This window comes from Kitasatospora sp. NPDC094015 (assembly GCF_040304075.1).
Classification (GTDB): domain Bacteria; phylum Actinomycetota; class Actinomycetes; order Streptomycetales; family Streptomycetaceae; genus Kitasatospora.
This window is the reverse complement of record NZ_JBEOUL010000008.1, coordinates 73,555-98,797: the sequence shown is the minus strand read 5'-3', so window position 1 is coordinate 98,797 and position 25,243 is coordinate 73,555. Positions and strand designations below refer to the sequence as shown.

The following is a 25,243-nucleotide window of genomic DNA, read 5'->3' as shown; positions in this document are numbered from 1 at the left end:
GGTCAGCGTCCGCCGCGCAGGAACTCCCGGTTGAGGGCGGCGATCCCGGTCAGCGGGATGCCCTTGGGGCAGGCGGTGGCGCACTCGCCGGTGTTGGTGCAGCCGCCGAAGCCCTCGGCGTCCATCGCGGCGACCATCGAGCGGGCCCGGCCGCCGCGTTCGGGGCCGCCCTGCGGCAGCAGGCTGAGGTGGACCACCTTGGCCGCCGTGAAGAGCATCGCCGAGCCGTTCGGGCAGGCGGCCACGCAGGCGCCGCAGCCGATGCACTCGGCGTGCTCGAACGCCAGGTCGGCGGCCTCCTTGGGGACGGGCGTGGCGTGCGCCTCGGGGGCGCTGCCGGTGGGGGCGGTGATGTAGCCGCCGGAGCCGATGATCCGGTCCAGTGCGGAGCGGTCCACCACCAGGTCGCGGACGACCGGGAAGGCACCGGCCCGCCACGGCTCGACGTCGATGGTGTCGCCGTCGGTGAAGTGCCGCATGTGCAGCTGGCAGGTGGTGGTGCGCTCGGGGCCGTGCGCCCGCCCGTTGATCACCATGCCGCAGGCGCCGCAGATCCCCTCCCGGCAGTCGTGGTCGAAGGCGACCGGCATCTCGCCGCGCAGGATCAGCTCCTCGTTGAGGGTGTCCAGCATCTCCAGGAAGGACATCTCAGGGCTGATCCCGGCGACCTGGTAGGTGGTCAGGGATCCGGGGGCGTCCGGGCCGGCCTGGCGCCAGATCCGCAGGGTGAGGTTCACGCGTAGCTCCGCCGGGTGGGGTGGACGTACTCGAAGGCCAGCTGTTCGCGGTGGAGCACGGGGGCGCGGCCGGTGCCGGTGAACTCCCAGGCCGCGACGTAGGAGAACGCCTCGTCGCGGCGCTCGGCCTCCCCCTCGGGGGTGCGGCTCTCCTCGCGGAAGTGGCCGCCGCAGGACTCGGTGCGGTGCAGGGCGTCCAGGCACATCAGTTCGGCGAGTTCGAGGTGGTCCACGATCCGGTTGGCCTTCTCCAGCGCCTGGTTGAACTCCTGGCCGGTGCCCGGCACCTTGATCCGGCGCCAGAACTCCGCGCGCAGCTCCGGGATCCGGGCCAGCGCCCGGCGCAGCCCGGCGTCGTCGCGGGCCATCCCGCACTCGTCCCAGAGCAGGGTGCCGAGTTCGCGGTGGAAGGAGTCCGGGGTGCGGTCGCCGTCCACCGCGAGGATCCGCTCGAGGCGTTCGGTGACCTCGGCGGCGGCCGCCCCGATCGCGGGGTGGTCGGCGGGCACCGGTGCGGCGGGCAGCCGGGCCAGGTAGTCGTTGAGCGTGGCGGGCAGCACGAAGTACCCGTCGGCCAGGCCCTGCATCAGCGCGCTGGCGCCGAGCCGGTTGGCGCCGTGGTCGGAGAAGTTGGCCTCGCCGATCGCGAACAGGCCCGGCAGGGTGGTGTGCAGGTCGTAGTCGACCCACAGGCCGCCCATGGTGTAGTGGATCGCCGGGTAGATCCGCATCGGCACCCGGTACGGGTCCTCGGCGGTGATCCGCCGGTACATCTCGAACAGGTTGCCGTAGCGCGCCTCGATGGCGGGGCGGCCGAGCCGGGCGATGGCGTCGGCGAAGTCGAGGTAGACGCCCTGGCCGCCCGGGCCCACGCCGCGGCCCTCGTCGCAGACGTTCTTGGCGGCGCGGGAGGCGATGTCGCGCGGCACCAGGTTGCCGAAGGCCGGGTAGATCCGCTCCAGGTAGTAGTCGCGCTCCGACTCCGGGACGTCCTCCGGCGGGCGGGTGTCGCCCGGCGCCTCGGGCACCCAGATCCGGCCGTCGTTGCGCAGCGACTCGCTCATCAGGGTCAGCTTGGACTGGTGGTCGCCGGAGCGCGGGATGCAGGTGGGGTGGATCTGGGTGAAGCACGGGTTGGCCAGGTGGGCGCCGCGGCGGTGGGCCCGCCAGAGCGCGGTGGCGTTGGAGTTCTTGGCGTTGGTGGAGAGGAAGAAGACGTTGCCGTAGCCGCCGGTGGCGAGCACCACGGCGTCCGCGAGGTGGGTGGTGATCCGGCCGGTGACCAGGTCGCGGGCCACGATGCCGCGGGCGCGACCGTCCACCACGATCAGGTCGAGCATCTCGGTGCGCGGGTGCATCTCGACGGCGCCGGCCGCGATCTGGCGCGACAGCGCCTGGTAGGCGCCGAGCAGCAGCTGCTGGCCGGTCTGGCCGCGCGCGTAGAAGGTGCGCGAGACCTGCACGCCGCCGAACGAGCGGGTGTCCAGCAGGCCGCCGTACTCGCGGGCGAACGGGACGCCCTGGGCGACGCACTGGTCGATGATCTCCACCGACACCTGGGCCAGCCGGTACACGTTGGACTCCCGGGCCCGGAAGTCCCCGCCCTTGACGGTGTCGTGGAACAGCCGGCGCACCGAGTCGCCGTCGTTGCGGTAGTTCTTGGCGGCGTTGATGCCGCCCTGGGCGGCGATCGAGTGGGCCCGGCGCGGGGAGTCCTGGAAGCAGAACTGGACCACGTGGTAGCCCTGTTCGGCGAGGGTGGCGCCGGCCGCGCCGCCGGCCAGGCCGGTGCCGACCACGATCACGGTGTGCTTGCGGCGGTTGGCCGGGTTGACCAGCTTCGCCTCGAACCGGCGCCGGTCCCAGCGCTGCTCGATCGGCCCGGCGGGCGCGGCGGTGTCGGCCAGCGGCGCGCCGGTGGTGAAGTCGAGGTAGGAGGTCATCGCACTACTCCGGTCAGCACGGCGAGGGGGACGGAGACGAATCCGGCGGTCAGCACCAGCGCGAGCAGGTCGGCCGCCGCCTTGAGCGCCCGGTGGCGGCGCGCGTTGTTGATGCCCAGGCTCTGCGCGGCGCTCCAGAAGCCGTGCCGCACGTGCAGGCCGAGCGCGAGCATCGCGACCAGGTAGATCCCGCCGCCGTACCAGGTGGAGAAGGAGGCCACGATGTTCTGGTACGGGTGGCCCTCCTCGGCCCGCGGGTTCACCGTCAGGGTGGTCAGGTCGAGGATGTGCCAGACGATGAACAGCCCCAGGATCACCCCGCCCCACCGCATGGTGCGGGTGGCGTAGCTCGCGCGCCGGCGGCGGTGGACGTAGCCCTGCGGGCGGGCGGCCAGGTCGCGCCGGCTCAGCTGGTAGGCGGCGAGGCCGTGCACCAGCACGGCGGCCAGCAGGACCAGGCGGGCGATCCACAGGAACCAGCCGTGGTGCAGCAGCGGTTGGCCGAGCGTGCGCAGCCAGGCGGCGTAGCCGTTCAGGTCGTCCGGGCCGAAGAACACCTTCAGGTTGCCGAGCATGTGCAGGACCAGGTAGCCCAGCAGGACGAGGCCGCTGACCGCCATCGCCGCCTTCTTGCCGACGGTCGACCGCCAGAGGGTCGTGAGGGTGGAGGGGGGTCGGCCCGTCCGAGTCGCCAGTGCCATGCGCTTCACGCTAGGCAGGCGCGGGCGGCGCGTCCAAGACATGATGGCGGCGGTTTCGATAGGCGGCGCCTATCATGGGAGGCGTGCAGTTGCAGCAGCTCCGCTACTTCGTGGCCGTCGCCGAGGCCGGCCACTTCACCCGCGCCGCCGAACGGATGCTGGTCGCACAGCCCTCGCTCTCCCAGCAGATCCGGGCACTGGAGCGGGAGTTGGGGGCCGAGCTGGTGCACCGCGGGCGCGGCGCCAGCGTGCTGACCGACGCCGGCGCGGCCCTGCTCCCGCTGGCCCGGCGGATCCTGGCGGATACCGAGAGCGCGCGGCAGGCCGTCCAGGAGACCGTCCAGCTGCGTCGCGGGCGGGTCCGGCTCGGGGCGACCCCGAGCCTGTCCGTCAGCCTGGTCCCGGACGTGCTGCGGGCCTTCCGGGAGCGCCACCCCGAGGTCGAGCTGCTGCTCCGCGAGGACGGCTCGCGCGACCTCGTCCGCACCCTGGCCGAGGGCGGGCTGGACCTGGCGCTGATCATCCCGCCGCCCGAGGGCGAACGGACCGCACTGGCCGTCACCGAGGTGCTGCACGAGGACCTGGTGCTGGTCTCGGCCGGCCCGGCCGGCCGGCGCCGGGCCCGGATCACGGACCTGCGGGACCGGCCGCCGGTGATGTTCCGGGAGGGCTACGACCTGCGCGAGACCACCATCGCGGCCTGCCGGGCGGCCGGGTTCGAGCCCCGCTTCGCGGTCGAGGGCGGCGAGATGGACGCGGTGCTCGGGTTCGTCCGGGCGGGCCTCGGGCCCGCGGTCCTGCCGGGCATGGTGGCGGCCCGGTCCGGGCTGACGGTCACCCCGTTCGCCGGCGCCGGACTCGGGCGCACCATCGCGGTCGCCCACCACCGCGACCTCCCGCTCCCCCGGGCCGCCGCCGCGCTGCGCACCGCCCTGCTGGACCACCTCGCCGAGGCCGACCGCACCGGCGCCCTCCCGCCGGGCACCCGGCTCGCCCCGCCCACCGGCCCGCCCACCGGCCCGCCCCGGGACGGTGGCGGGGCAGGGCCGACGGCGACCTGACCGGCCGGGGACGACGGCCGGGACGGGGCGCGGTGAAACCGGTCCGCCACTCCGCGCGGAATCCGCCGTTCGGCCGGCCGTCCTGTTACAGTCGAATCAGTTGCGGTTGTGGTTCCCATGAATGTTGTGTGCGCCTGCTGGCTTCGACCTTCAGGCGCATTTTCTGTTTCCCGGTCCTACCGGGTGGGTGATTAACACGGCGACGCGGAATCCGCGCGGTGCGGGTTCCGGACAGCCAGCTGAAGGAGATTTGCTATGGCTACTGGCACCGTGAAGTGGTTCAACGCGGAAAAGGGCTTCGGTTTCATCGAGCAGGAGGGCGGCGGCCCCGACGTCTTCGCCCACTACTCGAACATCAACGCCAGCGGCTTCCGCGAGCTGCTCGAGGGCCAGAAGGTCGAGTTCGACGTCGCGCAGGGCCCGAAGGGTCCGCAGGCGGAGAACATTCGCCCCCTGTAATTCCTCGACCGACCCGGGATTCCCGGGGCGGCACCAGGCCCGTACCGCATCCCGCGGTACGGGCCTTCGCCATGTCCGCGGGCGGCCGGGCAGCCGGCTCGGCCGGGGGTGGGCCGGCGAGGGGTGGGCCGGCGAGGGGTGGGCCGGCGAGGGGTGGGCCGGCGGGCGGATCAGCATCTCGGGGCGGGGTCGGCGCCCCCGGCCGTGCCCGGGCGGCAGCGCAGCAGGCGCGCCGCGGTCGGCTCCGGGGCGGCCACCGGTTGCCACCAGGCCCGCGTCCTCCTGGGGTCCGGCCCGAGCGAGGGTCGAGCGGTACTCGACCTGACGGACTGACGGTCCGTCAGGCGCTGCTCCGCCGTCGCCGACGGCAAGCTGTCGCCTACCTCCGGAACGGGCGCCCCGACGGGCCCGGTGACGGCTCGGGAGTTCACTCGCCCGGGCCGCCGCTCGGTTCCGTCCCGAGGTGCTCGGCCCGGCATCCATCCCACAGCAAGGGAGATCCACATGTCCGACACCACCGCGCAGCACGCCTTCGACCTGCAGGACCTCGACCTCAGCGACCTCACCGTCAGCTCGCTGCGCGACACCGCCGCGCTGCCCGAGACCGGCGCCTCCTGGGGTTCGTGCTCCTGCCAGGGCTCTTCCTCCTGTGCCCAGCCGCAGGTGGACACCCCCGCCCTCTGACCGGCACCACCGGTCCGTACCGGCACCGCTTCCGACCCCAGGGAGACCAGATGACCGACCACCAGAACGGCCTGAGCTTCGAACTCGAGGACCTGGACCTCGGCGAGCTCACCGTGACCTCGATGCGTGACACCGTCGCGCTCCCGGAGACCGGCGCCTCCAACGGCGGCAGCTCCTGCTCGTGCGGCTCGTCCTCCTGCGCCCAGCCGCAGTTGCCGACGCTGCCGTACTGACCCCGCACGGTCGGGGGCCGCGCCCCGGCGCGGTCCCCGACCGCCCTCCCCTGCCGATCCGACCGCAGGCCGGTCGGACCGCACCCCCGATCCGACCGATCCCCCCGATCCGACCGATCCGACCCGACCCACCGATCCCCCGGGAGCGTCCGGCATGCCGTACACCGCAGGGCCAGCGGCCGCAACGAGCGCGGCGCCGGCCGACCCCGACGGGTACGCCGTGCGGTCGGCGCCGTACGCGCTCGTACGGGCCACCGTGCTGCGGTACCCGGCGCAGAGCCGGCCCGCCGCGGTCTTCCGCGCCCGGCTCGCCGAACTGGCCGAACTGGAGGCCGGCGCCGCCGCGTCCACCCCCGCGCTCTGCGACGCGCTGTACGCCGCCCGGTCCGGCCACTCCCCCGCCTTCCACCGCGACGTGGTGCTCCCGCTGCGGCGGGCGCTGCACAACGGCCGCGAGCCGCGGCCCGCCCTGCTGGAGCGCCTCGGCGACCTGCCCGACCGGGTGCCGCAGCTCCGCGCCTGGCTGGTGCGGCGGGCCCGCCGCGCGGAGCTGCTGGCCGACCTCGACGCCGAGGCCGGGACGGCCGACGGCACCACCCCCGCCGCGCTGGCCGCCGAGCGCGCGGCCCTCGCCGAGCTGTGCCGGGAGCCCGCCCTCGCCCGGGCCGTCGCCCTGACCAGCGGCGACCTGCTGCGGGCCGTGGAGCGGGCCGGCGGCGGCGCCGACGACCGCCGGGCCCGCAAGGAGGAGCCCGGGGTCCTCCGGTACGCGCTGCGGGCCAGTACCAAGACCAGCCCGCTGTCCTGGTTCACCGCCGTCGGCTGGGGCCCGGTCGACGGCGCCCCCGGTACGGACGGCGCGGCCGGCGACGGCTTCGGGACGGACGGGCTGCGGACCGTGGTCCGCGCCAACCGGACGCTGGTGAGCGCGCTGACCGAGGCCCTGCTCGACGCCCCGCGCCGCCGGGCCGACCTGCCGCACCGGATGACCAGTACCGCCCGGGTCACCGGCGGCCGCGCCGCGTACGCCCGCAGCCGGGTGGTCTTCGCCGGCGGCCGCTACCTGGTGACCAACGAGGACGAGGCCGAACTCGCCGCCGGGCGCCCGCTGGACCTGCTCGCGGCCGGCGACGGCGCCCCGGCCACCCTGGCCGAGCTGACCGGCAGGCTGGCCGACGCCCTGGGCGGCCCCGGCGCCCGCGAGGCCGCCGCGGCCTACCTGGACCGGCTCGCCGAGGCGGGCCTGCTGGTGCCGACCGATCCGGTGGCCCCGCAGGACGCCGACCCGCTCGGCCGGCTCGCCGGCTGGCTGCGGACCTGGCCCGAGGACGCCGAACTGTCCGAGCGGATCGAGGGAATCGCCCGGCTCGGCGCGGAGTTCGCGACCGTGGACGCCGCCCGGCGGCCGGCCCTGCTGGCCGAACTCGCCGACCGTTGGAGCGAGTTGCTCGCCGCGGCCGGCCGGCCGGTGCCGACCGGCGGCGCGCCCCTCACCGTGCTCTCCGAGGACGTAGTGGCACCCCGGCCGGTGCCGCACGCCGGTTCGACCACCCCCGCCGACCACCGGGCGCTCGGCGAACTCACCGCGCTGGCCGAGCTGTTCGACCTGGGCCACCTGATGCGGCGGATCACCCGGGACCGCTTCGTCGCCCGCTACGGCGCGGGCGGCACCTGCCGACACCCCTGGGAGTTCGGCGCCGCCTTCGCCGAGGCTTGGGAGGAGGCCGGCCGGCTGGCCGCCCTCGACCCGCGGGACCGCGAGCGCTTCCCCACCGGCGCGGCCGACCTGGCCGCCCTGCGCCGGGAGGTGCTCGACACCGCGCACGCCGCCGCCCGGGCCGCCGACCCCGCCGCCGACCTGGTGCTGCCGGCCGACCTGGTCACCGGGCTCGGCGCCCGGCTGCCCGCCTGGGCGACCGCCCGGCCGGCCGGCTACGCGTACTTCGTGCAGCGCGAGGACGCCGCCGACGGCCTGCTCTGCGTCAACCACGTGTACGGCGGCTGGGGCCGCTTCACCAGCCGCTTCCTCGACGCGCTCGACCCGGCCGCCGCCGGGGCGGTCCGCGAGCAGATCCGGCTCGGCCTCGGCGAGGGGGCCCGGCCCGCCCAGATCCGTCCGGTCGGCGGGTTCAACGCCAACCTGCACCCGCTGCTCGTCCCGGACGAGATCGGGCCCGACCGCCGCTGGGCGTCGATCGGCGAGGCCGAGGTGGAGCTGGTGCACGACCTCGCGAGCGACCAGCTCAGGCTGCGGCTGCGGGCCACCGGCGAACTCCTCGACGTGCTCTACAGCGGCTTCCTGGCCCCGATCATGCTGCCGCAGCGGCTCGCCCCGTTCCTGTCCGACCAGCCGCACGGGGTGGCGGACTTCCGGGCCCTGGTGCACCGCCACGCCGTCCCGGCCCCCGGCGGGCAGGTGGTCCGCTCCGCCCGGCTGCGCCACCGGCACCTGGTGCTGCACCGGCGGCGCTGGCAGCTGCCGGCCGGCGTGGTGCGGGCGCTGCGCGCCGAACTCGCCACCGACCAGGCCGTGCCGGCCGCCACCACGGCCCGCTGGCGGGCCCTGCTCGACCTGCCCGAACAGCTCTTCCTGCACCCGGCGCCCACCGCCCCGGCGGGCCGCCCGACGGACGACTTCCTGGCCCATCTGCGCCGCCCCAAGCCGCAGTTCCTCGACCTCGGCAACGCACTGCACCTGCGCTCGCTGGCCAAATGGCTGGCCCGGCACGAGGGCGGCGTCGTCCTGGAGGAGGCGCTGCCCGCCCCCGGCGCGCGTCCGGCCGCCGGGCGGGCCGTCGAGCTGGTGGTGGAGACCTACCGCGCCGGGCGGCCCCGATGACCGCCCCGACCCCGACCGAGCAGGGAGCAGCCCCGGTGACCGAGACCCCCATCGACCCGGCCGACGGCGCCGCCCGTGACGTGGTCGCCTACTACCACCAGCCGGTCAAGGGCCCGCTGCTGCGCGGCGCGGTCCTGCCGCTGGCCGAGCGCTGCGCCGCCGAGGGCCTGACCGTCCACGTGGAGCGGCACTGGCTGCACGGCCCGCACCTGCGGCTGCGGCTGCGCGGCCCGGCGGCGCAGGTCGCCGACGCCGCCGCCCGCGGGGCCGCGCAGCTGCGCGACTGGGTGCGCGACCACCCCTCGGTGAGCGACCAGGACGCCGAGCAGCTGCTCGCCGGCGCGGCCGAGGCGGGCCGCGCCGAGCTGATCGCACCGCCGTACGGGCCGATCGTGCCCGACAACACCGTCCGGGTCGAGCGGGTGGACCTCGCCGAACTGCGGTCCCTGATCGGCGCCGACGGCGTGCTGCTGCGCGACGAGCTGCTCGGGATGGGCCGTCCGGCGCTGCACGCGGCGGCCGGGTTCCTCGGCCGGTGCGGGGACGGCGCCGCGGCCCGGGTGCAGCTCGCGGTGGCCGCGCTCGCGGCGCACGCCGCCGCGCACCCCGGCGGGCTGGTCGGCGGCCACTACTCGTACGTCTCCCACCTGGAGGACTTCCTGGTCCACGACGACCCGGACGGCCGGCTGCGGCGCGCCTTCGACGACCGCTGGGAGGCCACCGGCGAGGCGGTCACCGCCCTGGTCGGCCGGATCGGCGCGGGCGGGGCCACCGGCTGGGAGCAGGCCTGGGCCGACTGGTCGGCGGCGGCCTGGCAGCTGACCGAGCGCCGCCGCGCCGCCGGCGCGGACCTGGGCGGGCACCCGTACGAGTACCGGGTGCGGGCCGCCGCCACCGGCGACGCCGGCGCGGCCGAGCGCTGGAACCAGGACGTGCGCACCAGGTACAGCGAGTTCCACCGGCTGCTGCGCCGCTCGGACCCGCAGGGCGCGATGTGGAGCCGCCCGGAGTACCTGGTCTACCGCACCTGCACCAATGCGCTGTACCGACTGTTCGCGATCTGCGACCTGCGCCCGCTGGAGCGCTACCTGGCGGCCCACCTGGTGGTCCGCGCCGTCCCCGCCGTCACCGGGCACGACTGGCGCAGCCAGGTCGGCGCCGTCATCGAGGCCGTGGAGCGGGCCTCGTGACGCCGGGCCGGGCCACACCCCTCGACGCGCCCGCCGGGGCGCTCTCGCAGGGCGCGGTCGCCGGGGCCGGGCCCGAGGCGGCCGCGGCGACGCCCGACCCGCTCCGCGGCCTGGCCGGCCTGCGGCTGCGCCCCGGCGTGGCCGTCACCGCGCTGCGGGCCGGGCTGCACCTGCGCGGGCGACGGTCCGCGGTCACCCTGGAGGGCGGGGCCGCGCTGCCCGCGCTGTGGCGGCTGCTGGCCGAACCGCTGCGTACCGGCGACACCGGCCCGCTCGACCGGCAGGCGCCGCCGGGTTCCCCGGTACGGGCCGCGCTAGGCACCGTGCTCGCCCAACTGCGCGCGCACGACCTGCTGGTGGAGCCGGGCGACGGCACGGCCGGGCCCTGGCTGCTGGACGCGGCCGAGCGGCCGGCCGACGCCGCGGCGGCGCTGGCGGCCGCCCGGCCCCGGGTGCTGGGCGCCGAGCCCGGCGGGCCGCTGGCCCCGGCCGCCGTCCGGGCGCTGGTCCGCGCGGGCGCCGCTCCCTCGTACGCCGGGCGGGCCGGTGCCGCGCCCGGGCAGGTGCTGCTGCGTACGGCCGGCCCGGCGGCGCTCGCGGTGGCGGCCCGGGTGTGCGGCGGGACGGGCTTCGTCACCGCTCCCGCCGGCCCGGAGCAGGCGCTCGCGGACGCGGCGGCGCTGAGCGCCCGGCTGGGCCTGGACCCGGCCGAGCCCCCGGCGCCGGTGCTGGCCGCGCTGGTCGCCGGGGCGGCCGCGCAGCGGCTGCTGTGCGCGGTCGCGGGCCTGCCGGACCCGGCCACCGAGGGCGAGGATCCGCGGCTGCTGCCGGGCCGGCCCGCCGTCCTGGTGGCGGGGACCGGGCCGCTGCGGGCGGACCACCGTCCCTGGCTGGGTGGCGAGCCGCTGGACCAGGACCGGGCCGCGCCCGGCGCGGCCCCGGCCACCCTGGCCGAGGCGATGCACCGGGTGGCGGCGCTCGGCGACGAGCGGATCGGGGTGCTCCCGGCGGCCGAGCCCGGTGCGCTGCCGCAGCTCCCGGCCGCGCTGGCGAGCTGCGCGGTGGCCGGCGACGCCCTGCTCGCGGGGGCGCCGCGGACGGATCTGGCCCGGCTGGAGGCGCTCTGCCGGGCGGCCGAACTGCGGCTCGGCGCGGTGACCGTGGGGGCCGACCCCGGCCACGCCTGGGGCCGCGCGCTGCGGCGCGCTGCGGCGGCCGGCTCCGGCCGGGTCGGCCTTGGCGGCCCCGGCGGGCGGCCGGCGGAGTTGTCGGCCGCGAGCTGGTCGGCGGACCCGCAGGCCCGGCACTGGTGGAGCACGCTGACCGACCGGCTGGGCGTCCGCGCCGAGCTGCGGGTGGCCCCGCTCGCCCCGGGCGCGGCGGCCTTCCACGCCGTGGTGCTCGGTGCCGGCGGCCGGCTGCTGGCGGAGGCGGTCGAGGCCACCGCGGCGGACGCCGCCGCCTTCGCCGCCCTGGCCGCCACCGCCGGGGTGCAGGGCGCACCGCACCGACCGGCGCACAGCTGGGCTGCCGTCCGCCCGGTCACCTGTTCAGGTGGCGCCGCCGCCGTGCTCGCCACCGCCGGTGCCCGCCGGGCCGGCTGGGAGGACCGCCGCTGGACCAGTGGCTGGTTGGCCGAAGTCGCCTCCCGGGAGCCGGAGTTGCAGGTCGCCCTGCGGCGGCTGACCGGCCTGCGCGCCGCCCTCCGGGCGCCGGCCGGCCCGGACGCCCGCACGGTCGCCACCGGCCTGCACGGCGCCGGTTTCACCGTCCTGCACACGCTCGGAGGCCCGCGATGACCGGTGCACCGCTCCCGTCCGTCCTCGCGCCGCTCGGCCTGCCGGTGCTGGACGCACCCGCCGCGCTGGCCGCCGGGACCGGCACCGCCGTGGTGCTGCTGGAGTCCTGGACGCTGGGCCTGGCCGAGGAGCTGAGCCGGCACGCGCTGGCCCACCCGGTGCGCCTGGTCCCGGTCCGCCAGGACGGCTCGCTGACCGTGGTCGGCCCGGTGCTGGCGCCGGGCGCGGCGGCCTGCCTGAGCTGCGCCGAGTACCAGCGGCTGGCCACGGCGGGCGGCCGGGTGCCCTGGCAGAGCCCGTCGCTGGCGCTGGCCGGGGTGGGCTCGCCGGCGCTGGCCGAGGCGGTCGGACTGCTCGCCGCCGAGCTGGCCGGTGGCGGCGAGCCGGCCGACGGCACGGTGCACCTGGTGCACACCGGCCGGGCCACCTGGTCCACCCACCGGATCCGCCCGGTCGGCGGCTGCCCGGTCTGCCGGCCGCTGCCGGCGGACAGCGCCGCGGCCGCCCGGCTGCCGTACCGGCCGCGGCCGCTGCCGGACCCGGCCGTGCTGCGCGGCGCCAACTCCCTCACGAGCGGCGGCGCGTTGCGCGCGGAGCTGCACGACGAGCGGTTCGGGCCGGTGCGCCGGCTGGTCAGGTCGGAGGACTCGGCCGCCAGCCTGACCACCGCCCACGTCACCGACGGCCGGCTGGTGGACGACGGCGGCTACGGCCGCGGCGCGGACTTCGCGGGCAGCGAGCGGATCGCCCTGTTCGAGGCGGTGGAGCGGTTCGCGGGCATGCGCCCGACCGGCCGCCGGACGGTGCTGCGTTCCTCCTTCGCCGCGCTCGGCGCCGGACGCGCGCTCGACCCCGAGCGGCTCGGCCTCCCCGACCCGCGCCACCACGGGCACCCCGCCTCGCGCACCGTGCCGTACACCCCGGAGCTGGAGCTCGACTGGGTGCACGGCTGGTCGCTCACCCACGGCCGCCCGGTCGCCGTGCCCGAGCACGTGGCCTACTGGGACGTGCCCGGCACCGACCGGCCGCGGGTGGTCTACGAGTCCTCGAACGGCTGCGGGCTCGGCAACAGCCCCCAGGAGGCCGCGCTGTACGGGCTGTTCGAGGTGGCGGAGCGGGACGCCTTCCTGATGGCCTGGTACACCGCCACCCCGCTGCCGCGGATCACCCTGCCCGCCGAGGACCCCGAGGTGGCGCAGCTCGCCGACCGGGCGGAGCTGGCCGGCTACCGGCTGCACCTGCTGGACGCCACCAACGACTTCGGCATCCCGGCGGTCCTCGCGGTCTGCCGCTACACCGGCGAGCACCCGGACGCACCGCGGGTGTTCCTGGCCGCGGGGGCGCACCACGACCCGCGCGCCGCGATCCGCTCGGCGGTCGCGGAGGTGGTCACCAACGTGCACGAGTCGGTGCAGCGGGCGCTGGCGCCCGGCGGGCCGCGCTCCCCGGAGCGGCTGCGGCCGATGCTGGACCGGCCCGAGCTGGTGCGCTCGCTGGACGACCACGTCGGCCTCAACACGCTGCCCGAGGCGGCCGGCCGGCTGGACTTCCTGTTCGCGGACACCCCGGAGCGCGACCTGCGGCAGGTCTGGCCCGGGGCACCGGAACCGGTGGCCGACCTGACCGAGCTGCTGGCCGCCACCGTCCGGCGGCTGGCGGGCGAGGGCCTGGAGGTGATCGCGGTGACCCAGGACGAGCCCGGCGTGCGCGACCGGCTCGGCCTGCACTGCGTGAAGGTGGTGGTGCCCGGCTCGCTGCCGATGACGTTCGGGCACGTGAACCACCGCACCCGTGGGCTGCCCCGGCTGCTGGAGGTGCCGTACCGGCTCGGACGTACCGAACGGCCGCTGGAATACGACGAGTTGACGATCCACCCGCACCCCTTCCCGTGAGCCGTGCCGACCGCCCGGAGCACCCTCGCCGACACCCCCGCCGACACCCTCGGCGGTCGGCCCGACCCCCGAGGACCTGACGTGACGGACCGACCCGCCGCCGCCCCCACCGCCCCCACCGCCGCCACCGACCCCGCCGCCGCCACCGACCCCGCCGGCTGGCACAGCCTGCACCTCTACCTGCACAGCGGCACCGAGGACACCGACGCCTTCCTGACCGAGGACCTGGCACCGCTGCTGGACGCCCTGGTGGCCACCGGCCAGGCCGCCGCCTGGTTCTTCATCCGCTACGGCGAGGGCGGCCCGCACCTGCGGATCCGGCTGCGCGCCCTGGACCCGGAGGCGGCGGCCGGGCTGCCCACGACCCTGGCGAAGCTGGCCGGCGCCCGTCCGGCGGTGGCAGGGACGTGGCCGTCGCGGCACGGCGAGGTCCGCGAGGTGCCGTACGAGCCGGAGACCGAGCGCTACGGCGGGCCGCTCGCGCTGCCGGTGGCCGAGCAGGTCTTCACCGTCTCCTCCCAGGTGGCGGTCCGGGCGCTGCGCGAGCAGCCGCGCGGGGCCCGGCGGCTGGCGCTGGCGGCCGACCTGGCGCACACCACCGCGGCGGCGCTCGGCCTGGACCGGCTGGCGGGTGCCCAGTGGCTGCGCCGGCACGCGGCGAGCTGGCGGTGGATCACCGAGGTCACCCTGCTGCCCGGGGCAGTGGTGCACGCCAAGGTCAACTCGGTGTACGCGGGGCAGCACGAGGCCCTGGCGCAGCGGGCCGGGGCGCTGCGCGAGGCGCTGGCGGACGGCAGTGCGGCGCCCTGGCTGGCGGACTGGGCCCGGGAGGTGCGGGCCTCGGAGGTCCGGCTGCCCTGGGTGTGGGCCTCCCAGCTGCACATGCTGTTCAACCGGCTCGGGATCACCCCCGACGAGGAGCGGGCGGTCTGCCGGCTGGCCGCGCGGACCATGCTGGACGCGGGCGAGCCGCCGTCGTTCTTCCCGGCCGGGCACCGGGCGCCGGACCGCCAGTACCTGGAGCGCAGCAAGTTCCAGGTCGGCCGGCCCGAGGACACCGCGCTGCGGACCCTGCCCGCGGCTCCGGCAGCGAGCGTCTCCGCCGCCGAACTCCCGCTGCCCGCGAACCCGTTGCCGGACCTTCCGCTGGCCGCCGTGCTGGGCGCACGGACCTCCGCGCGCGGCCCGCTGACCGGCCCGCTGAGCGACCGGACGCTCGGCGCCCTGCTCTGGGGGTCGCACGCGGAGAGCCACCGCTCCGAGCAGCCGCTCGCCGACGGCACCGTCCGCCCGCTGGTGCACCGCCCGTACCCGAGCGCGGGGGCGCTGTACACGGCCCGGCTGCGGCTGCTCGCGCTCGACGTCGACGGCCTGCCCGCCGGCACCTACCAGTGCGTGCCGGAGCGCCGGGCGCTGCGGCTGCTCGGGCCGGCCCCGACCGTCGAGGAGATCAAGGCCCTCTCCTCCTACCTCGCCCGCTCCCCCGAGGACCCGGACGGGATCGGCATCGACCGGGCCCCCGCCGTGCTCGCCCTCTACCTGGACCTCGGCCTGCTGCGCCGCCGGTACGGCCTGCGGGCGCTGCGGCTGGGCCTGCTGGAGGCCGGCCACCTCGCGCAGACCCTGCTGCTCACCGCCACCGCGCTCGGCCTGGGCACCACGCCGCTGGGCGGCTTCCACGACGACCTGGCCCACGAACTGCTCGGCCTGGACGACCTGGAGCAGCCGCTGCAGTACCTGCTGCCGCTGGGCCGCCGCCCGGGCGGCACCGGCCCGAGCTGACCGCCGGGGGCCTCGGCGGACCGGCCCGCCGGCCGGCGTGCGAAGCTGTGGGCCGGCGGTCGGAAGGAACGGGCATGGACGGAACGGGCAGGTCAGGGGCGTCGGCGCAGCCGCGCACGGTCGGGCTGGTGGACCTGCGCGGGGCGGCCGGGGCCGCGCTCGAGCTGCGCTACCCGGCCGACGCCGTGGTGGTGGTGTCCGGGTTGCCCGGCAGCGGGAAGAGCACGCTGCTGCGCCGGTGGTCGGCGGCCGTCCCGGTGGTCGACCCGCGGGACGTGCACGAGGCCTGCGAGGCGGTGATGCCCGAGCGGCTCCCGTACGGCGTGTACCGGCCGTGGGCGCGGCTGGTGCACCTGAACTGGCTGCGGTCGGGGATCCGGGACGGCGGGCCGCTGCTGGTGCACGACTGCGGCAGCCGGCCCTGGCTACGGCGGTGGCTGGCCCGCGGTGCTCGGCGGCAGGGCCGGGAGCTGCACCTGGTGGTGCTGGACATCGGCCCCGAGCAGTCGCTGGCGGGCCAGCGGGCGCGCGGCCGGTGGGCGCCGCGGCGGGCGTTCGCCCGGCACTGCGCGGGGCTGGGCCGACTGGTCGGCGCGCTCACCCTGGCCGGGTCGGCCGGTACGGGGGTGGTGCCGACGGTGGTCGCCGAGGTGACCTCGGTGGTGCTGCTGGACGTCGACTCGCGCGCGCTGGTGACCGCTGCGTTCGATTACCCGGCGGTCTGAGGCCGGCCGGTGCGGCTCCCGGGCCGGTTCGGCCCTCCGGCCGGGCGCGCCCGAGGTGGTCCCCGTCCCTGACGGCGATACTGGATCCCCTGCGGCTTTGCGAAGGCACCGGCTGATCGAAGGGCCCCCAGACATCGATGCGGACTCGACCGAGCACGTCCGACGGCCAGACCCTGCTGGCACGGCTGCGAACGCACGATCCGGATTTCGCCGCCACCCGGCGCGCCGGACGCTGCGCGATCGTCGCGTCCGCCCTGTTCGCCCTGGGCATGGAGGTCCTGCACTCACCGCCGGTGGCCTACTACGCAGCGTTCGGATGCTTCTCCATGCTGCTGTTCGTGGACTTCACCGGGCCGATGCCGAAGCGGCTGCGCGCCCAGTTCCAGCTGGCGGTCGCGTGGGCCGCACTGGTCTGTCTGGGCACCCTCGCAGCACCGGTGACCTGGGTGGCCGTCGTGGCAACCCTGGTGGTCTCGTTCCTCATCCTCTTCTCGGGCGTCGTCAGCTCGGTCCTCGCGGGCGCGACGACGGCCCTGCTGCTCGCCTTCGTCATCCCCGTCAGCAGCCCCGCGTCCTACGCACAGCTCCCGGAGCGGGTGGCCGGCGTCGGACTGGCCGCGATCGGGTCGATGGTGGCGATCCGGCTGATGTGGCCGCGGGCCTCCACCGATCCACTCGGCGGACCTGCCGCGCGGGTGTGTCGTACCGCGGCGGCCCGCCTGCGGACGGAGCTGGGTCCGGTCGACGGCGCTGGATCCGGCCCGGGCGTCGAACCGGCCGAGGCCGTCGCTCGTGCGGAGGTCTCGGCGGCGCAGGATCTCCGTCGCGTGTTCGATCACGCTCCCTACCGGCCCACCGGCCTGTCCACCGGATCGCGTGCCCTGGTCAGGCTGGTCGACGAACTCACCTGGCTGCACGCCGTCCTGCAGAGCCCTTCGCTCCGACCGGAGGTCGACTCCGGCGTGGACCGCGGCGCGGATGCGGTGCGGGGCGCGGCCGCCGAGGTGCTGGACCGCTCCGCGGATCTGCTGCAGGACCCGAGCGGCAGCGTCGAGGACCTCCGGCACCGAGCCGTCGTTCTCCGCGCGGCCATGGACTCGCTCGTCGAGACCTCCGCCGCACGGCTTCCCCGTACCCTGCGGAACTCCGCCGAAGGGGGTGACGCCCAGGCGTTCCTGGGCGCCCTGGACGTCGGTTTCCGCGCCAAGCGGCTCGGCTACGCCACGCTGCAGGTCGCGGCCGACGTGGCACTCGTCGCGGAGGCCGAGCGGCGCACCTGGCGCGAGCGGCTGCTGGGCACGGAGCCGGGAGCACGCGCCGAACCCGCGGCCTCGGCGCTCGAGCGGGCCGGCGCCCACCTGCACGTCGACTCGGTGTGGCTCCACAACAGTCTGCGTGGCGCCGTCGGGTTGTCCCTCTCCGTCGCCCTGGCCGACCTGACCAGCGTCCAGCACTCGTTCTGGGTGCTGCTCGGTACCCTCTCCGTGCTGCGCTCGAACGCCTTGAACACCGGCCAGAACGTCCTGCGCGCCGTGGGCGGGACCGTGGTGGGATCGATCATCGGCGCCGCCCTGCTCGTGGGGATCGGCCATCGGACCGAAGTGCTCTGGTTCGTTCTCCCGGTCGCGGTCTTCCTGGTCGGGATCGCCCCGGCGACGATCTCCTTCGCAGCGGGTCAGGCCGCGTTCACGATCACGCTCGTGGTGATCTTCAGCATCGGCGAGGACCCGGACTGGCACCTGGCCGTGCTCCGGGTGCAGGACATCGCCCTGGGCTGCGCGGTGAGCCTCCTGGTCGCCCTGTTCTTCTGGCCGCGAGGCGCAGCCGCCGCCATCGACAGGGCGTTGGCCGAGGCGTACCGGAACAGCACGGGCTACCTGGCGGACGCGGTGCGGTACGGCATCGACCGCTGCGAGGACGACGGGCGAGCAGGTGACGGCCGGCCGCTCGAGGCCCAGCGCCGGGCGGCCGCGGCGGCCCGGCGACTCGATGACGCCTTCCGCTCCTACCTGGCCGAACGCGGTGCCAAGCCGATGGCGCTGGCCGACATGACCACCCTGGTCACCGGCGTGGTGAGGTTGCGACTGGCTGCGGACGCCGTGCTCTCGCTCTGGCGCCGGGCCGCCGCCGCGCGCCTGGACGAGGCCGGCTCCGGTGCCCGCCACGAACTGCTCGCCGGAACGGAAGCCGTGGCCGGCTGGTACCGGAGCCTGGCGGAGTCGCTCGCCCGGCACACGGCGGTGCGCAGCCCCGTCGAGGAGGACGTCGCCCGTGAGGTGCGCCTGGTGCGGTCCCTCCGGCGCGACCTGCTGGACGACACGGGGGCGGCCACCGCCAACGCCGTGCGCCTGATCTGGACGGGTGACTACGTCGAATCGGCCCGCCAACTGCAGCCGCGCCTGGCCGACGCGGCCGCGACGGCCGGGCACCAGCACGCCGTCGAGGCCCCCGGAGGATCACCGGACGAACCCCGAGGGTAACCGGCTGCGGTCGCGACCACGGCGCCCCCGCGGACCCTGGAACGCGGGGGCGCCGTGACGTGCGTCGGAGCGGACGGTCTGCCACGGTGGAACCCTGGGCCGGGTCGCGGGCCGGGCCAGGTTCGCTCACCCCGCCACCCGCGTACCGGGCTCGTGAGACCGGAGGACCGCACCATGGACCCGACCGGAAGCGCCGACCGACCCGGGGCCGACCTCGGACGTGGAGCACCCGGCGTGCCGGCACGGGGGCGCGGCCCGAACCGCCGGGGCGACATCTCCCAGGAGGACGACCGAGCGCCGTCGGCCGGGTGGGGAGCGGCGATCAGCGTCACGAAGGTCCTGGCCAGGACCCGGGAGCCGACCCGTGCCCCGTTGGCCATGCTGAAGATGAACCACGAGAACGGTGGGTTCGACTGCCCCGGGTGCGCCTGGCCGGACGACCGCCACGGCCTGCACCTGGACCTGTGCGAGAACGGCATCAAACACGTCACCTGGGAGATGACGCCCAAGCGGGTGACGCGCGAGTTCTTCGCCGCCCACACGGTGGAGGAGCTCGCGGAGTGGACGGACTTCGCGCTGGAGGACCAGGGTCGGCTGACCGAGCCGATGGTCTACGACGGGTCGACGGACACCTACGTCCCGATCTCCTGGGACGATGCGTTCGCCCTCGTCGGGGAGACGCTGCGCGGCCTGGACAGCCCTCATCAGGCGGCCTTCTACACCTCGGGCCGGCTGAACAACGAGGCGACGTTCCTGTACCAGCTGTGGGCGCGGGAGTTCGGCACGAACAACCTGCCGGACTGCTCCAACATGTGCCACGAGGCCTCCGGCCGAGCCCTGGACGCCTCGCTCGGGACCGGCAAGGGCACCTGCGACATCAACGACTGGGATGCCGCGGACCTGCTGATCATCATGGGGGTCAACGCCTCGTCGAACGCACCCCGCATGCTCACCGCGCTGGCCGAGGCGCACCGCCGTGGCGCGCAGATCGTGCACGTCAATCCCCTGATCGAGGCGGCCTCCCGGCGCACGATCGTGCCGCACGAGTTCGCGTCCATGGCCCTGTTCCGCGCCACCCCGACGGGCACCATGAACGTGCAGGTCGGGGTGGGCGGCGACATGGCGCTCCTGCGCGGAGTGGCGAAGGCGGTGCTGGAGCGCGCGGAGGACGACCCGTCGGTGCTCGATCACGACTTCGTCGAGCGGCACACGACGGGATTCGAGCGCTACCGCGACCTGGTGCGGGAGTCCGACTGGTCGACCCTCGTCGCACAGTCGGGCGTGAGCCGGGCGCAGATCCTGGAACTCGCGGACCGCTACCTGGCGGCCGACCGCACGATCGTCTCCTGGTGCCTGGGCGTGACCCAGCAGGACCACGCGGTGGACTCGATCCGCGAGATCGTCAACCTCCTGCTGCTGCGCGGCAACATCGGACGGGAGGGCGCCGGTCCGTCGCCGGTCCGCGGCCACAGCAACGTCCAGGGCAACCGGACCTGCGGGATCGACAACCGTCCGACCGCCGAGTTCCTGGACGCCCTCGACGAGGTCTGCGGCATCACCTCCCCGCGCGAGCACGGCCTCGAGACCGTGGGCACCATCAAGGCCATGCGGGACGGTCACCTCAAGGTGTTCGTGGCGATGGGCGGCAACTTCGTCCTCGCCGCGCCGGACACCGACGTGACCACCGCGGCGCTGCGCCGCACGGAGTTGACCGTCCAGGTCAGCACCAAGCTGAACCGCAGCCACCTGGTCCACGGCCGCAAGGCACTGATCCTGCCCTGCGTCGGGCGCACCGAGAAGGACATCCAGGCATCGGGCCCCCAGGGCGTCACCGTCGAGGACGCGATGAGCGAGGTGCACCTCTCGTACGGGATGCGCAAGCCTCCCTCCGATCAGCTCAGGTCCGAATGCGCGATCGTGGCCGGAATGGCCAGGGCGACCCTGCCGGCGTCCGCCACACCCTGGGAGGGGTACGTCGAGGACTACGACCGCATCCGGGACACGATGGCCCGCCTGCTCCCGGGATTCGAGGACTTCAACCGCAGGGTGCGCGAACCGCTCGGGTTCCGCATCACTCAGCCGGCCCGGGTCCGCGAGTTCCACACGGCCAGCGGCCGCGCGGAGTTCTGCCTGAGCGCCCTGCCGGACGTCCTGCCTCCGGACGGCATGCTCGTGCTCTCCACCATGCGCTCGCACGACCAGTGGAACACGACCGTGTACTCGGACGACGACCGGTACCGGGGTGTCAAGAACCTCCGCACGCTGCTGTTCATGAACCGTCAGGACATGGCGGAGCGCGGACTGGCGGAGTTCGCCCTGATCGACATCACCAGCCACGCCCGCGACGGGAGTTGCCGCTCGGTGTACGGCTACCGAGCCATCGCCTACGACCTGCCCGCGGGCAGCGTCGCCGGCTACATGCCCGAGCTCAACATCCTCTGCGGCCTCGACGACTACAGCCGCCAGAGCGACCAGCCGCTGATGAAGCACCAGCTCGTCACGGTCGCGCCTTCCCGGGCCTGACCGAGCACCGCTCGGACGACGGGGCGGGGGCGGGGGCGGGAGCGGGGCCGGGGGCGGGAGCGGGGCCGGGATGCATACGACCGGGCTAATGCGAGCCGGATGTGCCGTCCGGGCTCGCAGGTGCGACCTAGGCTCGCGGCCGTACCCATCGCTGCGCACCGCCGCGCCCGACCGCGGCAGACAGGGAGCATCGTGTGATCACCCGTACCGGCCGGCGGCCGCGTCTGCGCGTGGCGGGCGGCTGCCTCGCCGCCCTGCTCACGGTCGGCGCCTGCTCCTCCGGCTCCTCCGGCTCCGGCTCGGCGTCCGCCTCCGGCTCCGCGAGTGCTGCCGTGACCGGCACCGTCACCGTGTTCGCCGCCGCCTCGCTGAAGGAGAGCTTCACCACGCTCGGCCAGCAGTTCGAGCAGGCGCACCCGGGGACCAAGGTGGTCTTCAACTTCGCGGGCAGCGACGCGCTCGCCGCGAGCATCGTCGGCGGCGCCCCGGCCGATGTGTTCGCCGCCGCCAGCCCGGCGACCATGAAGACGGTGACCGACAAGGGCGACGCGGCCGGCGACCCCGCGACCTTCGCGCGCAACCAGCTGGAGATCGCCACCGTGCCGGGCAACCCGCAGCAGATCGCCACCTTGCAGGACCTCGCCCGGCCAGGCCTCAAGGTGGTGCTGTGCGCCAAGGAGGTGCCCTGCGGAGCCGCCGCCCAGAAGGCCCTGGCGGCGGGTAACGTCCAGCTCACACCGGTCAGTTACGAGCAGGACGTGAAGGGCGCGCTGACCAAGGTCGAGCTGCAGGAGGCGGATGCCTCGCTGGTCTACCAGACCGACGTGAAGTCCGCTGCCGGGAAGGTCGACGGAGTGCCGTTCGCCGAGGCCTCCTCGGCGATCAACGACTACCCGATCGCCACGCTCGCGCACGCGCCGAACAGCGCCGGGGCCGCGGCCTTCGTCGCCCTGGTGGAGTCGCCGCAGGGCCGGCAGGTGCTCGCCGACGCCGGGTTCCTCAGCCCCTGACCTGCGCTGCACCCGTCCGGGGTGCGCGCACGCGGCCCGCGCCGGGCTGGGCCGGGCAGGGCCGAGCCGGGCCGGGTCATCGTTGGGCCAGCACCCGGGGAAGCTGCTCGGCGACCGCGTCCGCGAGGCGCTCGAACTCGGCCCTGAGGAACGGCGCCGCGAGGCGTGCCAAGCCGTGGAACCGGAGCGACGCGCGGTAGACCACCAGGGTGCGGTCCGCGGACGCGCGGGTCGTGATGCGGTCGGTGGCCGTGACGGTGCGGTTGTGTCCGACGAACACCACTTGGTCGGGCCGGTACTCCTCCAGTCGGTACTCCAACTGGGTCTGCCGCCCGCGGAACCGCGAGGTGTTCCGCCAGCGGGCTCCCGCCACCACCGGGCCTGGGTCCAGCCGCACGCAGGCCTCGGTGCCCGGGTCCCATTCCACCGTGTTCCCGAAATCCGCCAGGTACCTCAGCACCTCCGCACAAGGGCGCCCCACCGCCATGCTGCGTTCCACACTGATCATCGGCTCGCCTTCCCTCCGGGCCCGCGGTGCGCAGGCCACTGCCCCTTGTTCGGTGCGGACGCTTCCGCGGATGGCCACCCCGGGCCGGCACGACAGCGCCACCAGGCCTGAGCGTGAGCTGTCACGGGCTCCCGGCGTTCCCGCCGGGCTCCCGCCACAGAACCGGGTCGTACCGCCGACGGGCCGCGGCCAGGTGCGGGCCCTCACGCCAGGATCGCGGCAGCCCCAGGGCGGCCTGCCGGAACAGCCTGGCCTGCGCCGTCGCCAGGCAGTCCGTGGCCGGCCAGCCGGGCAGGCCGTACATCCGCCGCGCCCAGGGCGGGAGCAGGCCGACCGCGCAGCCGACCAGCGCCGCCCAGGCCGGACGCAGCGGGCTCGCGAGGAGGGCCCAGCCGTGCAGCGGCGGCACCAGCGCGAACCGCATCGCGTCCCGGGCCGCCGGCGTCACCCGCAGCAGCGGGCGTACCGACACCAGGTACGCGTCCAGCTCCCGCACACCGGCGGGCACCTGGAACTCCTCCGGAACGCCCATGAGATGAGCCACCGTCGCCTGCTCGGCGAGGTAGCGGTCCGCGTCGGCGTCGCCGAGGGCCAGCCCACTGCGCCGGGCCGCCGTCAGGAAGGAGCCGACCTCCGCGCAGTGGACCCAGATCAGCAGGTCCGGGTCGTCGGCCCGGTAGGACCGGCCCGTTTCCGGATCGGTCCCGCGGACGTGTTCATGGATCGATCGGACCCGGTCGACGGCCTCGCGGACCTCGCCGCCGGTGCCGTAGGTCACCGCGCCGACGAAGTGCGCCGTCCGGTGGAGCCGGCCCCACGGGTCGTCACGGAACGCCGAGTGCTGCGCCACGCCGGCCATGGCGAGCGGGTGCAGCGCCTGCAGGAGCAGGGCCCGCAGGCCGCCCAGGACCATGGACGGGTCGGCGTGCACCGTCCAGGACACCGAGCCCGGCGTGAACAGTCCCGCCGCGGGGATCGGGGTCGGGCGGGACGACTCGCCGTTCACTCACCCGGCCTTGCTGCCCGGGCGGTCGAGCCACCCGCTGCGCGAATCCCCCTCCGCGAGGGGCGCCTGCCGCTCGTAAGTGGCCAGCGCCAGGCCGAGCGTGAAGAAGGTGGGCGCCCACTCGCCCACGAAGATGCCCCACCGGTCGGCGCGCTCGACGCCCGCCTGTTCGGCCTTCATCGACGCGATCCAGCTCAGCAGGGACAGGCCGATCGACCCGAAGGCCGCTGCATAGGCGTGTTCGCTGGTGATCCCGGCTTCGTGGAGCCGGCGCACGACGGCCATGACTACCCTCCAGAGGTTTGAGGCACGAGACTTCCTTGTCCCTGCATCCTCGGGGCGATCTCCTCACGGTGGCAGTCGCAGCGGTACCGCAGCGTTAGGGGGAGCGCAGCGGGGTGCGAAAACGCTGCACAAACGGTCCGACTGGGCCGACCGGGTCCGACCGCTGCACGGTGAACGGGTGATGACACCAGCGAGGACCGATCGCGGTACGCCCTCCGGCGATCGCCCCGGGCCGACGGACGAGGAGCTGCCTCGGCTCGTGGGACAGGTCGCCCGGGGTGACCAGGCTGCCTTCGAGGTGCTCTACGACGTGATCGCGGGGCCGGTGTACGGGGTCGCGCTGCGAACGCTGCACAGCCCGGCGCACGCCGAGGAGGTGGCCCAGGAGGTCCTGCTGGAGGTGTGGCGCACCGCCGACGCGTACCGGTCGGAGCGCGGGTCGGTGCTCACCTGGGTGCTGACCATCGCCCACCGCCGGGCGGTGGACCGGGTACGGTCCGCGCGGGCCTCCGCCGAGCGGGACCACCGGTCCCGGGGCCGGGAGTTGCCGCCGAGCGATCCGCCGGAGGACCAGGCGGTCCGCTCGCTGGAGCGGCAGCGGGTCCGGTCGGCGCTCGCGCAGCTGAGTACGGTGCAGCGCGAGGCCGTGGTGCTGGCCTATTACGGCGGGTACACGCAGCGGGAGATCGCGCACCGCGTCGGGGTGCCCCTGGGCACCGTCAAGACCCGCGTACGCGACGGGCTCATCCGCCTGCGCGCCGCATTCACGCCCGACGGCGCAGTACTCGGGCGGGGCGAGCCGCTGGTCGGGCCGCCGTCCGGACCGGGCCGCACGGCGGGGGCGCGGCGATGACGGCGGCCGGTCCCGGTGTCGAATCGGTGTGGGACTACCCGCGTCCACCGGCCGTCCGCTCCGCTCGCGGCACGCTGGTCGAGGTGTGGTTCGCCGGAATGCTGATCGCGTCCACGACCGAGGCGGTCCGGGTACTGGAGACGAGCCACCCGCCGGTCTACTACCTGCCCGCCGACGACGTGGCCACCGACATCCTGAGGGCGGGCGACGGTTCGAGCGTGTGCGAGTGGAAGGGGCACGCCCGCTACTGGGACGCGCAGGTCGGGGAGCGCAGAGCGGAGCGGGTTGCGTGGAGCTACCCCCGGCCGGAGCCCGCCTACCGGGAGTTGACCGGCCGGTTGGCGTTCTACCCCGGGAGGGTGGACCTGTGCACGGTCGACGGCGAAACGGTGCACGCCCAGGAAGGCGACTTCTACGGTGGGTGGATCACCGGCGCGATCATCGGCCCGTTCAAAGGTGCGCCGGGCACGGCCGGCTGGTGAGCACCCGGTGGTGCCTACGCCCCGGGGCCGTTCGTCCAGCGGTGCGGAAAC

At 75.6% G+C, this 25,243-nt stretch carries 21 protein-coding genes; 15 read left to right on the top strand and 6 right to left on the bottom strand.

Annotated elements, in window-relative coordinates:
• Positions 1-2: 2 nt before the first annotated feature.
• The 3 genes from ABT014_RS12910 to ABT014_RS12900 are packed head-to-tail and all read right to left on the bottom strand — an operon-like array spanning position 3 to position 3,381.
• Positions 3-737: a succinate dehydrogenase/fumarate reductase iron-sulfur subunit gene (locus ABT014_RS12910; RefSeq protein ID WP_350638744.1), complete on the bottom strand. Its 735-nt coding sequence runs from the start codon at positions 735-737 to the stop codon at positions 3-5.
• Positions 734-2,680 carry a fumarate reductase/succinate dehydrogenase flavoprotein subunit gene (locus ABT014_RS12905; RefSeq protein ID WP_350638743.1) on the bottom strand — a complete coding sequence of 649 codons (1,947 nt, stop codon included), beginning with the start codon at positions 2,678-2,680 and terminating at the stop codon, positions 734-736. The genes ABT014_RS12910 and ABT014_RS12905 overlap by 4 nt, the downstream gene beginning before the upstream one ends.
• A complete protein-coding gene (locus tag ABT014_RS12900; protein WP_350638742.1) occupies positions 2,677-3,381 on the bottom strand; it encodes a succinate dehydrogenase cytochrome b subunit in 705 nt (234 codons plus the stop codon). Before ABT014_RS12900 ends, ABT014_RS12905 begins: the two co-directional genes overlap by 4 nt.
• An 83-nt stretch (positions 3,382-3,464) precedes the next feature.
• Between ABT014_RS12900 and ABT014_RS12895 the strand changes: the two genes are divergently transcribed.
• The 13 genes from ABT014_RS12895 to modA all read left to right on the top strand — a co-directional run bounded on the left by ABT014_RS12895 (position 3,465) and on the right by modA (position 22,058).
• On the top strand, positions 3,465-4,442 hold the full coding sequence (locus ABT014_RS12895; protein ID WP_350638741.1) for a LysR family transcriptional regulator: 978 nt from the start codon (positions 3,465-3,467) through the stop codon (positions 4,440-4,442).
• 255 nt (positions 4,443-4,697) lie between these two features.
• On the top strand, positions 4,698-4,901 hold the full coding sequence (locus ABT014_RS12890) for a cold-shock protein (RefSeq protein ID WP_350638740.1): 204 nt from the start codon (positions 4,698-4,700) through the stop codon (positions 4,899-4,901).
• A 504-nt stretch (positions 4,902-5,405) separates the two neighbouring features.
• Entirely contained in the window at positions 5,406-5,585 is a 180-nt protein-coding gene (locus ABT014_RS12885; protein ID WP_350638739.1) for a thiazolylpeptide-type bacteriocin, read from the top strand.
• A 50-nt stretch (positions 5,586-5,635) separates the two neighbouring features.
• A complete protein-coding gene (locus ABT014_RS12880; RefSeq protein ID WP_033817874.1) occupies positions 5,636-5,818 on the top strand; it encodes a thiazolylpeptide-type bacteriocin in 183 nt (60 codons plus the stop codon).
• A 154-nt stretch (positions 5,819-5,972) separates the two neighbouring features.
• Positions 5,973-8,657 (top strand): lantibiotic dehydratase, encoded by a 2,685-nt coding sequence (locus tag ABT014_RS12875; protein ID WP_350638738.1) that lies wholly within the window; start codon positions 5,973-5,975, stop codon positions 8,655-8,657.
• 35 nt (positions 8,658-8,692) lie between these two features.
• Entirely contained in the window at positions 8,693-9,847 is a 1,155-nt protein-coding gene (locus ABT014_RS12870) for a lantibiotic dehydratase C-terminal domain-containing protein (RefSeq protein WP_350638737.1), read from the top strand.
• Positions 9,844-11,646, top strand: coding sequence for a hypothetical protein (locus ABT014_RS12865; protein ID WP_350638736.1), 1,803 nt, complete (start codon positions 9,844-9,846; stop codon positions 11,644-11,646). The genes ABT014_RS12870 and ABT014_RS12865 overlap by 4 nt, the downstream gene beginning before the upstream one ends.
• Positions 11,643-13,538 carry a TOMM precursor leader peptide-binding protein gene (locus tag ABT014_RS12860; RefSeq protein WP_350638735.1) on the top strand — a complete coding sequence of 632 codons (1,896 nt, stop codon included), beginning with the start codon at positions 11,643-11,645 and terminating at the stop codon, positions 13,536-13,538. Before ABT014_RS12865 ends, ABT014_RS12860 begins: the two co-directional genes overlap by 4 nt.
• Before the next feature lie 81 nt (positions 13,539-13,619).
• Positions 13,620-15,320: a thiopeptide-type bacteriocin biosynthesis protein gene (locus tag ABT014_RS12855; protein WP_350638734.1), complete on the top strand. Its 1,701-nt coding sequence runs from the start codon at positions 13,620-13,622 to the stop codon at positions 15,318-15,320.
• A 74-nt stretch (positions 15,321-15,394) separates the two neighbouring features.
• Positions 15,395-16,045, top strand: a complete 651-nt coding sequence (locus ABT014_RS12850; protein WP_350638733.1) for an AAA family ATPase — start codon at positions 15,395-15,397, stop codon at positions 16,043-16,045.
• A 137-nt stretch (positions 16,046-16,182) separates the two neighbouring features.
• Positions 16,183-18,525: an FUSC family protein gene (locus ABT014_RS12845; protein ID WP_350638732.1), complete on the top strand. Its 2,343-nt coding sequence runs from the start codon at positions 16,183-16,185 to the stop codon at positions 18,523-18,525.
• A 174-nt stretch (positions 18,526-18,699) separates the two neighbouring features.
• Entirely contained in the window at positions 18,700-21,048 is a 2,349-nt protein-coding gene (locus ABT014_RS12840) for an FdhF/YdeP family oxidoreductase (RefSeq protein ID WP_350638731.1), read from the top strand.
• Between the two features lie 194 nt (positions 21,049-21,242).
• Positions 21,243-22,058, top strand: a complete 816-nt coding sequence (gene modA, locus ABT014_RS12835; protein ID WP_350638730.1) for a molybdate ABC transporter substrate-binding protein — start codon at positions 21,243-21,245, stop codon at positions 22,056-22,058.
• Between the two features lie 76 nt (positions 22,059-22,134).
• Here the strand turns inward: modA and ABT014_RS12830 are convergent, their stop codons facing one another.
• From ABT014_RS12830 to ABT014_RS12820, 3 genes are all read right to left on the bottom strand, one after another.
• Entirely contained in the window at positions 22,135-22,566 is a 432-nt protein-coding gene (locus ABT014_RS12830; RefSeq protein ID WP_350638729.1) for an SRPBCC family protein, read from the bottom strand.
• Between the two features lie 121 nt (positions 22,567-22,687).
• A complete protein-coding gene (locus ABT014_RS12825; protein WP_350638728.1) occupies positions 22,688-23,572 on the bottom strand; it encodes an oxygenase MpaB family protein in 885 nt (294 codons plus the stop codon).
• Entirely contained in the window at positions 23,573-23,857 is a 285-nt protein-coding gene (locus ABT014_RS12820) for a hypothetical protein (RefSeq protein ID WP_350638727.1), read from the bottom strand.
• Positions 23,858-24,038: 181 nt separating this feature from the next.
• Here ABT014_RS12820 and sigK point away from each other — a divergent pair, with 181 nt between their 5' ends.
• Both sigK and ABT014_RS12810 read left to right on the top strand, forming a co-directional pair.
• Positions 24,039-24,710, top strand: coding sequence for an ECF RNA polymerase sigma factor SigK (gene sigK, locus ABT014_RS12815; RefSeq protein WP_350638726.1), 672 nt, complete (start codon positions 24,039-24,041; stop codon positions 24,708-24,710).
• Positions 24,707-25,192: a DUF427 domain-containing protein gene (locus ABT014_RS12810; protein WP_350638725.1), complete on the top strand. Its 486-nt coding sequence runs from the start codon at positions 24,707-24,709 to the stop codon at positions 25,190-25,192. Before sigK ends, ABT014_RS12810 begins: the two co-directional genes overlap by 4 nt.
• Positions 25,193-25,243 lie beyond the last annotated feature (51 nt).